This is a genomic window from Rhizobium croatiense (genome assembly GCF_019793465.1).
GTDB lineage: Bacteria > Pseudomonadota > Alphaproteobacteria > Rhizobiales > Rhizobiaceae > Rhizobium > Rhizobium croatiense.
Map to the genome: position 1 here is coordinate 223,520 of NZ_JAILYJ010000011.1, position 11,074 is coordinate 234,593.

An 11,074-nucleotide genomic window follows, 5' to 3' on the forward strand; every position below is an offset into this window, starting at 1 on the left:
TATCATGACCAAGATCAGCAAGGCGGCCTGTATCGGCGGCGGCGTCATCGGCGGCGGATGGATCGCTCGTTTCCTGCTGGCCGGCATCGACGTCGATGTGTTCGACCCGCATCCGGAAGCAGGCCGCATCGTCGGCGAGGTGATCGCCAATGCCGAAAAAGCCTATGCCATGCTGACCGGCGCGCCGCTGCCGCCGCGCGGCAGGCTCCGTTTCTGCCAGACGCTGGTGGAAGCCGTCACTGACGCCGACTGGATCCAGGAAAGCGTGCCGGAAAGGCTCGAGCTCAAGCGTGGCGTGCTGACCGAGATCGATGCGGCTGCGCGGCTGGATGCGCTGATCGGTTCCTCCACCTCGGGCCTGTTGCCGACCGATCTGCAGCGCGACATGAAGCATCCCGAACGCCTCTTCGTCGCCCATCCCTATAATCCCGTCTATCTGCTGCCGCTCGTCGAAATCGTCGGTGGCGAGAAAACGTCGGCGGCAACCATCCGGGCGGCGATGGAAAGATTGCCGCCAATCGGCATGAAGGGCGTCCATATTGCCAAGGAGATCGAGGCCTTCGTCGGCGACCGGCTGCTCGAAGCGCTCTGGCGCGAGGCGCTCTGGCTCATCCACGACGATATCTGCACCGTCGAGACGCTCGACGACGTCATCCGCTATTCCTTCGGCCTGCGCTGGGCGCAGATGGGCCTGTTTCAGACCTACCGCATCGCCGGCGGCGAGGCCGGCATGCGCCATTTCCTTGCCCAGTTCGGTCCCTGCCTCGCCTGGCCATGGACCAAGCTCACCGATGTCGTCGATCTCGACGAGGCGCTGATCGAAAAGATCGGCCGGCAATCCGACGAACAGGCGGCGGGCCTTTCGATCCGCCAGCTTGAGCGCATACGCGACGAAAATCTCGTCGGCATCCTGCAGGCGCTGAAGGGCGGCGACGGTGGCAAGGGCTGGGGCGCCGGCAAGCTGCTGAAGGATTTCGAGCAATCGCTTTGGGCGCAAGGCGGAGGCGAGACCATGCCGGCCGATCCTTCGAAGCCGTTGCGGCTTGTCGAAACCAAGGTGAGCCCGGCCTGGGTCGACTATAACGGCCATATGACCGAGCACCGCTATCTGCAGGTGTTCGGCGATACGTCCGATGCGCTGCTGCGCCTTGTCGGCGTCGACCTTGCCTATGTCGAGGCGGGGCACAGCTATTACACGGTGGAAAGCCATATCCGCCATCTCGGCGAGGCGAAGCTCGGCCAAGCGATCCATTCGGCCTGCCAGATCCTTGATGTCGACGAGAAGCGGCTGCATGTCTTCCACACATTGCGCGACACGGCGACGGGCGAGCTCATCGCAACCGCCGAGCAGATGCTGCTGCATGTCGACAGCAAGGCGGGCAAGGCGATGGCGGCGCCGGCCGGGGTGCTCGACAGGGTGAAGGCGATTGCCGCGTCCCATGCGGAACTGGCGCTGCCCGAGGGCGCCGGCCGTCACGTCGGCCAGAGGCGGTAGGAGGACGGTATGGATTTCGGTCTCAGCCAGGAACAGGAAATGATCGTCGAGACGGTTCGCGCCTTCGTCGAAACCGAGATCTATCCGCATGAGAACGAGGTCGAGCGCAGCGGCATCGTCCCGCCGGAACTCGGGCGTGAGATCCAGCGCAAATGCATCGATCTCGGCTTCTATGCCTGCAATTTCCCCGAGGAGGTCGGCGGTGCCGGCCTCGACCATGTCACTTTAACGCTGGTCGAACGGGAGCTTGGGCGCGGTTCGCTCGGGCTGACGGTTTTCTTCGGCCGGCCTTCCGGCATCCTGATGGCCTGCGAGGGCGAGCAGCGGGAGCGCTATTTGCTGCCGGCGGTACGCGGCGACAAGATCGACGCGCTTGCCATCACCGAACCGGATGCCGGCTCCGATATGCGCGGCATGAAATGCGCCGCCCGCCGTGACGGCGGCGACTTCGTCCTGAACGGCACGAAACACTTCATCTCGCATGCCGATGTCGCCGATTTCGTGATCGTCTTTGCCGCCACCGGCGAGGAGGAAACGCCGAAGGGCATCAAGAAGAAGATCACTGCCTTTCTCGTCGATCGCGGCACGCCTGGATTCGATATCCTGAAAGGCTACGATTCCGTTTCGCATCGTGGCTACCATAACTCTACCCTCAGCTTTACCGATTGCCGGCTTCCCGAAGCCCAAGTGTTGGGCGAGGTGCATCGCGGCTTCGATATCGCCAATCAGTGGCTCTACGGCACGCGGCTGACGGTCGCCGCCACCTGTGTCGGCCGGGCGCGGCGCGTTTTCGAGATGGCCCTGCCCTATGCCGCCGAACGCAAGCAGTTCGGCAGGCCGATCGGCGCCAATCAGGGCGTGTCGTTCAAGCTCGCCGATATGATCACCGAGATCGACGCGGCCGAGTGGCTGACGCTTGCAGCCGCCTGGCGGCTCGATGCCGGCCTTTCCGCCGACCGGCAGATTGCCTCGGCCAAGCTCTATGCCTCCGAAATGCTGGCCCGCGTGACGGATGAGGCGATCCAGATCTACGGCGGCATGGGCCTGATGGACGATCTGCCGCTCGCCCGCTTCTGGCGCGATGCGCGCGTCGAGCGCATCTGGGACGGCACCTCTGAAATTCAGCGGCATATCATCAGCCGCGACCTGCTCCGGCCGTTGGGAGCATGAGCCGATGACATCTAGCCCGCTCGACCGCCTGCTCAGACCGCAAACGATCGCCGTCTTCGGCGGCCGCGAGGCGCGCAGGGTAATCGAGCAGTGCGATCGAATGGGCTTTGCCGGCGAGATATGGCCCGTTCATCCCAAATTGGACGAGGTGCTCGGACGGCCCTGCTATCGCTCTCTCTCGGATCTGCCCGCCGCACCGGATGCCGCCTTCGTCGGCGTCAACCGAACGCTGACCGTCGAGATCGTGCGCGGCCTTTCGCGCGCCGGCGCCGGCGGGACGGTCTGCTATGCATCGGGCTTCAGCGAGGCAACGGCGGAACTTGCCGACGGCGCCGAGCTGCAGCAGGCGCTTGTGGAAGCGGCCGGCGATATGCCGATCCTCGGGCCGAACTGCTACGGGCTGATCAACGGCCTCGATGGCGCTCTGTTATGGCCCGACCAGCACGGCATGCAGCGGACCGAACGGGGTGTCGCGATCCTCACCCAGTCCTCCAATATCGCCATCAACCTGACCATGCAGACCCGCGGCCTGCCGATCGCCTACATGGTCACGGCAGGCAACCAGGCGCAGACATCGCTCGCCGATATCGCCTGCGCGCTGATGGAGGATCCGCGTGTGACGGCCGTCGGCCTCCACGTTGAAGGCTTTGGCGATCTCGCTTCGCTCGAACGGCTTGCCGCCATCGCCCGGAAGTCGAGGAAACCTGTGGTCGTGCTGAAGGTCGGCAAGTCTGAGCAGGCAAGGCATGCGGCGGTGTCGCATACTGCCTCGCTTGCCGGCAGCGATGCCGTCGCGGATGCCGTGCTCACACGTCTCGGCCTCGGCCGTGTCCAGAGCCTGCCGGCGCTGCTGGAAACCCTGAAGCTGCTGCATGTCGCCGGCCCGCTCGTAAGCCATTCGATCTCGTCGATGAGTTGTTCCGGAGGCGAGGCTTCGCTGATGGCGGATGCCGCCGTCGGCCGCAATGTCGAATTCGCAGCCCTGCAGCCGCAGCAATTGCCGCGACTGCGGCGGGTGCTTGGCGAGATGGTGACGCTTTCCAATCCGCTCGATTACCACACTTTCGTCTGGGGCGATGTCGCCCGCCAGAGCGAAGCCTTCAGCGCCATGTTCGAAGGCGGCTACGCCCTCAATCTCGTCGTCCTCGACTTTCCGCGCGGAGACCGCTGCGATGCGGCCGAATGGTCGATTACGGCAGACGCGGTGGTGGCGGCGGCCTCTGCCACCGGTGCGCGGGCCGGGATTCTGGCGACACTTCCGGAAAACATGCCGGAGCCGGTCGCCGATCGGCTGATGGCCAACGGCATAGTTGCTTTCTCGGGCATCGACGAAACCATCATCGCGGTGGAGGTCGCAGCCGGCATCGGCCGGGCCTGGGATCTCCCGCCTCCTCTGCCGCTGCTCGACGTGCCTTGCATGGACGGCGAGATCGAGACGCTGACGGAAGCTGATGCGAAGACGGAGCTTGCTGCCTGCGGCCTCCCTGTTCCCTGGGGGCTGCAGGCTTTTTCTCCCCGCGAAGCCGCCGAACAGGCCGAGCGGCTTGGTTTTCCCGTCGTGCTGAAGGCTCTCGGCGTTGCCCACAAGACCGAAGCCGGGGCTGTCGCGCTCAACCTTAGGAATAGTGAGGCGGTTGCGAATGCAGCGGCGGCAATGCCACCGAATGCCGGTTATCTCGTCGAAAAGATGATCGATCCGCCGGTGGCCGAGCTCATTGTCGGGGCCATCCGCGACCCTATCTTCGGATTGTCGCTCACGCTTGGAGCGGGCGGTATTTTCGTTGAATTGCTTGAAGATTCCACCATCCTGCCACTTCCGGCGACGAAAACCGAGATTCACGCTGCGATTTCGCGTCTCAAACTTGCAAAATTGATCTATGGCTATCGGGGGCGGCCAAAAGGTGATCTCGAAGCCGCTGTCGACGCTGTCTCAGCAGCGGCAGATTATGTCGTAAGGAACGCGGCATGCCTGGAGGAACTGGACATTAATCCATTGATGGTTCTTCCCGAAGGGCGCGGCGTTGCCGCAGTCGATGCCCTGATACGGCGGAGGAGGTAGCATAGGTTGAGCGACCACATTCGCACACGACATGACGGCGGAGTGCTCGAAGTCGTCATCGACCGGCCGAAGGCGAACGCCATCGACCTTGCGACCAGTCGTGCTCTGGGGTTGCTCTTCCGAGACTTTCGCGATGATCCAACGCTGCGTGTCGCCATCGTGTCGGGCGCGGGTGAGAAGTTTTTCTGCGCCGGCTGGGATCTCAAGGCGGCGGCATCAGGCGATCCGGTCGACGGGGATTACGGTGTCGGCGGTTTCGGCGGGCTGCAGGAATTGCGCGACCTCAACAAGCCGGTCATCGCAGCCGTCAACGGCATCTGTTGCGGCGGTGGATTGGAGATCGCGCTTTCGGCCGATCTGATCATCGCCGCCGATCATGCGACTTTCGCCCTGCCGGAAATCCGCTCGGGCACGGTTGCCGACGCCGCCTCGATCAAGCTGCCGAAGCGCATTCCCTATCATATCGCCATGGACATGCTTTTGACCGGACGCTGGCTCGATGTGCACGAGGCGCATCGCTGGGGCTTCGTCAACGAGGTTCTGCCGGCCAGGCGGCTGATGGAAAGAGCCTGGGAGCTTGCCCGCCTGCTCGCAAGCGGGCCGCCCCTCGTCTATGCGGCCATCAAGGAAATCGTGCGCGAAGCGGAGGGTTCGACGTTCCAGACTGCCATGAACAAGGTCACCAAGCGGCAGTTTGCGACCGTCGACAGGCTCTATTCGAGCGAAGATCAATTGGAAGGCGCCCGCGCCTTCGCCGAAAAGCGAAACCCGATTTGGAAAGGACAATGAAGAGGCGGCGGCAACCGCAGCATTTTCCCGCATGATGCGGGCACCGGAGGTGGAGAGGAAACCGCCTACGGACCAGCCCGGAAGTTCTGTCAACGCACCACAAAGAAGGAACAGGGGAATGAACGACTATAGCAAATATCTCACAAGCCGCGTCACCGCCGGCGGGCTCAGCCGCCGCGAATTCATGGGACGCGCCATGGCGGCCGGCATCACACTTGCTGTCGCCGACAAGCTCTTCACCGAAAGTGCCGAAGCCGCCGAACCGAAGCGCGGCGGCCACTTGAAGCTCGGCCTCGAAGGCGGTGCCGCCACCGATTCCAAGGATCCGGCGAAGTTCCTGTCGCAGGTCATGTTCTGCATCGGCCGCTGCTGGGGCGACATGCTGGTTGAATCCGATCCGCTGACGGGTGCCGCCGTGCCGGCGCTCGCCGAATCCTGGGAGCCATCGAAGGACGCTGTGACCTGGACCTTCAAGATCCGCAAGGGCGTCAAGTTCCACGATGGCAAGGAACTGACGATCGACGACGTCGTCGCGACGCTGAAGCGTCATACCGATGCGAAGTCGGAATCAGGCGCGCTCGGTGTCCTCGGTTCGATCAAGGAGATCAAGGCCGACGGCGGCAATCTTGTGCTGACGCTCAGTGAAGGCAATGCCGACATGCCGCTGCTGCTGTCGGACTACCATCTGGTCATCCAGCCGAATGGCGGCGTCGACGATCCGCTGGCCTCGATCGGCACCGGCCCCTACAAGATGACGAGCTTCGAGCCCGGCGTCCGGGCGACATTCGAAAAGAACAAGGACGACTGGCGCAGCGACCGGGGCTATGTCGACTCGATCGAGATCATCGGGATGAACGACGCCACCGCCCGTATCGCCGCACTGTCGTCCGGCCAGGTGCACTATATCAACCGCGTCGATCCGAAGACCGTCAACCTGCTGAAACGCGCCCCCAACGTCGAGATCCTCTCGACTGCCGGGCGCGGCCATTACGTCTTCATCATGCATTGCGACAAGGCGCCGTTCGACAACAACGATCTGCGCCTGGCGCTCAAATACGCCATGGACCGCGAGACCATGGTGGAGAAGATCCTCGGCGGCTACGGCAAGGTCGGCAACGACTTCCCGATCAACTCCACCTATGCGCTGTTCCCCGAGGGCATCGAGCAACGCGTCTACGATCCCGATAAGGCGGCCTTCCACTACAAGAAGTCGGGCCATAGCGGCTCGGTGCTGCTGCGCACCTCCGAAGTCGCCTTTCCCGGCGGCGTCGATGCGGCCGTCCTCTATCAGGAAAGCTGCAAGAAGGCCGGCATCGAGATCGAGGTCAAGCGCGAACCGGGCGACGGCTATTGGACCAATGTCTGGAACGTCCAGCCCTTCTCGACGTCTTATTGGGGTGGCCGTCCGACGCAGGACCAAATGTATTCCACCGCCTATCTCTCGACGGCGGACTGGAACGACACCAAGTTCAAGCGTCCTGACTTCGACAAGCTGCTGTTGCAGGCCCGCTCCGAGCTTGATGAAGCCAAGCGCAAGGAGATGTATCGTACCATGGCGATGATGGTGCGCGATGAAGGCGGCGTAATCCTGCCGATGTTCAACGACTTCGTGAACGCCTCCACCAAGCAGGTGAAGGGGTATGTCCACGACATCGGCAACGACATGTCGAACGGTTACGTCGCAACCCGCGTCTGGCTGGACGCCTGATGGCAAGGGGCGCAGCGCCCCTCCGATCTCCGACGAAGCTGGGACCGTGGGAAGAAAACCCGCGGTCCTCCCGACGTTTTAGCCAAAGGCATTTGCCATGACCAACCCTGCCCCCAGCAATATCTTGCCGGGCCTGAGGCTCCGGCAGCGTTTTCCGTTGCTTGCCCTCATCCTCGAGCGCTTCGTGCTCAGTATTATTCTTCTTTTTGCCGTTTCCATCCTGATCTTCGGCGGGCTCGAAGCCCTGCCTGGCGATTTTGCCACCACCTATCTCGGCCAGTCGGCAACGCCGCAGGCCGTTGCCAACATCCGCCAGGATCTCGGACTGGACCGGCCGGTGACGACACGTTACGTCGAGTGGCTCGGCAATGCTGTCCAGGGCGACTTCGGCACCTCCTGGGCCAGCAAGAATTCGGTGAGCGAACAGATCGGCAAGCGCCTCGGCAATTCGCTCTTCCTGGCGGGGTTTGCCGCGGCGATTTCGGTACCGCTCGCTGTCGGCCTCGGCATGTTCTCTGTGCATTTCCGCAACCGCATGCCGGATAAGATCATCAACGTGATCTCGCTTGCAGCGATCTCGCTGCCGGAATTCTTCATCGGCTACCTGCTGATCCTCTTCTTCGCCGTGAAGCTCGGCATGGCGACCTTTCCGGCGACCGTCTACGACAGTATGGGTTTCGTCGAGCGGTTGAAGGCGATCGCGCTGCCGACCGCGACCCTCGTCCTCGTCGTGCTCGCGCATATGATGCGCATGACGCGGGCGGCGATCCTCTCCGTCATGTCTTCGGCCTATATGGAGACCGCCGAGTTGAAGGGCCTCAGCGCCTTCCGCGCGATCGTCAAGCACGCCGCCCCCAATGCGCTGGCGCCGATCATCAATGTCGTCGCATTGAACCTCGCCTATCTCGTCGTCGGCGTCGTCGTCGTCGAGGTGGTCTTCGTCTATCCCGGCATGGGGCAATATATGGTCGATGCGGTCACCGTGCGCGATATGCCCGTCGTGCAGGCCTGCGGCCTGATCTTCGCGGCCGTCTATATTTTCCTCAACATGATTGCCGATATCCTCGCGATCGTCGCCAATCCCCGGCTGAGGCATCCGCGATGAGAGCAAGAGACATCCCCATCACCGCCTGGATCGGCATGACAGGCATCGCCATCGCCTTTATCTTTGCGCTCTTCGCTCCCTGGCTCGCTCCCTATGGCGAAACGCAGGTCGTCGGCGACGTCTGGCAGCTGCCGGACGATCAATATATCTTCGGCCTCGACAATCTCGGCCGCGACATCCTCTCACGCCTGATCTACGGCGCCCGCACGACGCTCTTGGTTTCCTCCGCCGCCACGATCATCTCCTTCTCGCTCGGTGTGATCCTGAGCTTCACCGCGGCCGTCTCACGCGGTCTCATCGACACGGTGTTTTCGCGCTTCAATGATTTGATGATGTCGATCCCGACGCTGATCTTCGCGCTGGTGGTGCTGGCGGTGCTGCCGCAAAACCTGGTCGTGCTGATCCTCGTCATGGCGATCCTCGATTCCACCCGCGTCTACCGCCTCGGCCGTGCTGTGGCGCTCGATGTCGCGGTGATGGAATTCGTCGAGGCGGCCAAGCTGCGCGGCGAAGGCAAGCTCTGGATCATCTTCCGCGAGATCCTGCCGAACACGCTGTCGCCTCTGCTGGCCGAGTTCGGGCTGCGCTTCGCCTTCTCGATCCTCTTCCTCTCCACCCTGTCCTTCCTCGGCCTCGGCATTCAGCCGCCGGCGGCCGACTGGGGCGGCATGGTCAAGGATAATAAGGACGGCATCATCTTCGGCATTTCAGCCGCGCTGGTGCCGGGCACGGCGATCGCCGTGCTCGCCATCTGCGTCAACCTCGTCGTCGATTGGCTGCTGAAACGCACATCCAGCCTCAAGGGAGGGCGTGGCGATGCCTGAGCTTCTTTCCGTTCGCAATCTCAAGATCGAAGCGACCAGCTATCCGCCCGGCGAAGCGCCCAGGCGGGTAACGATCGTCGACGGCGTGTCCTTCGACCTTGAGAAGGGCAAGGTTCTCGGCCTGATCGGAGAATCGGGCGCCGGCAAGTCGACGATCGGCCTCTCCGCGCTCGCCTATGGCCGCGGCGGCGCCGAAATCACCGGCGGCGAGGTGCGGCTCGACGGCACCGATATTCTGACGCTCGGCAAGAGCGGCATCCGGAAAATCCGCGGCGCCCGGGTCTGCTACGTCGCGCAATCGGCCGCTGCCGCCTTCAATCCGGCCCACAGGCTCGGCGACCAGGTGATCGAAGCCTCCGTCAAACATGGATTGATGAGCCGGGAGGAGGCGCGCAAACGGGCGCTTTATCTGTTCCGCGTGCTCGGCCTGCCCAATCCTGAGACCTTCGGCGAGCGCTTCGCCCACCAAGTCTCCGGCGGTCAGCTGCAGCGCGCTATGACGGCGATGGCGCTCTGCTCGAACCCTGAACTCATCGTCTTCGACGAGCCGACCACGGCGCTTGACGTCACCACGCAGATCGACGTGCTGGCGGCGATCAAGCATGCGATCGAGCAAACCCATACGGCAGCCCTCTACATCACCCATGACCTTGCCGTCGTCGCCCAGATCTCCGACGACATCATGGTCCTGCGCCACGGCAAGCAGGTCGAATATGGCAGCGTCCGGCAGATCATCGAAGCGCCGCGGGAAGATTATACCCGCGCGCTGGTCAATGTCAGGCAGGCCTATCGCGAGGAAGCCGCCGACCAGTCCGCGGCGCTCCTCAAGGTAGAGAATGTCAGCGCCGAATATTCCAACGGCTTCAAGGTGCTGCATGATGTCTCGCTGCATGTGCCGAAGGGGCAGACACTCGCCGTCGTCGGTGAATCCGGTTCCGGTAAATCGACGCTGGCACGCGTCATCACCGGCCTGTTGCCGCCGAGCAGCGGGCGTGTCGTCTTTGCCGGCAAGGCGCTGATGCCCGGTCTCAAGAGGCGGCCGAACGACGATCTCAGGCGCATCCAGCTGATCTATCAGATGGCCGATACGGCGATGAACCCGCGCCAGACGGTGCGCGACATCATCGGCCGGCCGCTGACCTTCTATTACGGCCTGAGAGGTGGGGAGAAGACCGCCAGGGTGAAGGAGCTGCTCGACCAGATCGAAATGGGCAACGGCTTCGTCGATCGTTATCCGGCCGAACTCTCTGGCGGCCAGAAGCAGCGGGTGGCGATCGCCAGAGCCCTTGCCGCCAAGCCCGAACTCATCCTTTGCGACGAGCCGACTTCGGCGCTCGATCCGCTGGTCGCGGAGGGCATCCTCAAACTGCTGCTGCGGCTGCAGGAAGAAGAGCAGCTATCCTATGTCTTCATCACCCATGACATTGCGATCGTCCGGGCGATCGCCGACAGCGTGGCGGTGATGCATCGCGGCAAGCTGGTGCGGTTCGGGCCGAAATCGACGGCGCTATCGCCGCCCTTCGACGACTACACCGATCTGCTTCTGAAATCCGTACCGGAAATGGAAATCGGCTGGCTGGAACGTGTGCTTGCGACCCGGCGCATGGAAAGCGCCGGTCATTGAGAGGGAACAGACATGACGTCGCGCGGCTTCACCACCATCGAGAATGAATGGATCACGCTGAAGGACGGCACGCGGTTTGCGGCGCGCATCTGGATGCCCGACGGCGCCGAGCAGGATCCCGTTCCAGCCGTCTTCGAATTCCTGCCCTATCGCAAGCGCGACGGCACCAGCCTCCGGGACGAGTCGACCTATCCGGTGTTCGCCGGCGCCGGCATTGCCGGCGTACGAGTCGATATCCGCGGATCGGGGGAATCCGACGGCGTCATCGACGGCGAATATACCGAACGCGAGCTTGCCGAT

Annotated in this window: 9 protein-coding genes; all 9 read left to right on the forward strand. The window is 63.1% G+C overall.

Translation table 11 applies throughout. The features are described from left to right. The first annotated feature begins 4 nt into the window (after positions 1–4). Positions 5–1,495: a carnitine 3-dehydrogenase gene (locus K6M89_RS19320; RefSeq protein ID WP_222140568.1), complete on the forward strand. Its 1,491-nt coding sequence runs from the start codon at positions 5–7 to the stop codon at positions 1,493–1,495. A 9-nt stretch (positions 1,496–1,504) separates the two neighbouring features. Beyond that, on the forward strand, positions 1,505–2,665 hold the full coding sequence (locus tag K6M89_RS19325; protein WP_222140569.1) for an acyl-CoA dehydrogenase family protein: 1,161 nt from the start codon (positions 1,505–1,507) through the stop codon (positions 2,663–2,665). A gap of 4 nt (positions 2,666–2,669) precedes the next feature. Next, positions 2,670–4,724 (forward strand): acetate--CoA ligase family protein, encoded by a 2,055-nt coding sequence (locus tag K6M89_RS19330; RefSeq protein ID WP_222140570.1) that lies wholly within the window; start codon positions 2,670–2,672, stop codon positions 4,722–4,724. Positions 4,725–4,730: 6 nt separating this feature from the next. Continuing rightward, a complete protein-coding gene (locus tag K6M89_RS19335; RefSeq protein WP_222140571.1) occupies positions 4,731–5,513 on the forward strand; it encodes a carnitinyl-CoA dehydratase in 783 nt (260 codons plus the stop codon). Positions 5,514–5,631: 118 nt separating this feature from the next. Beyond that, positions 5,632–7,221 (forward strand): ABC transporter substrate-binding protein, encoded by a 1,590-nt coding sequence (locus K6M89_RS19340; protein ID WP_040143081.1) that lies wholly within the window; start codon positions 5,632–5,634, stop codon positions 7,219–7,221. Positions 7,222–7,318: 97 nt separating this feature from the next. After that, the gene (locus K6M89_RS19345) at positions 7,319–8,326 is read left to right on the forward strand and encodes an ABC transporter permease (RefSeq protein ID WP_097584583.1); all 1,008 of its coding nucleotides are present in this window, start codon (positions 7,319–7,321) and stop codon (positions 8,324–8,326) included. Continuing rightward, positions 8,323–9,150: an ABC transporter permease gene (locus K6M89_RS19350; protein ID WP_222140572.1), complete on the forward strand. Its 828-nt coding sequence runs from the start codon at positions 8,323–8,325 to the stop codon at positions 9,148–9,150. The genes K6M89_RS19345 and K6M89_RS19350 overlap by 4 nt, the downstream gene beginning before the upstream one ends. Further along, positions 9,143–10,774 (forward strand): ABC transporter ATP-binding protein, encoded by a 1,632-nt coding sequence (locus tag K6M89_RS19355; protein ID WP_222140573.1) that lies wholly within the window; start codon positions 9,143–9,145, stop codon positions 10,772–10,774. Before K6M89_RS19350 ends, K6M89_RS19355 begins: the two co-directional genes overlap by 8 nt. A 12-nt stretch (positions 10,775–10,786) precedes the next feature. After that, a partial coding sequence (locus K6M89_RS19360) for a CocE/NonD family hydrolase (protein WP_281428479.1) occupies positions 10,787–11,074 on the forward strand: 288 nt, incomplete at its 3' end.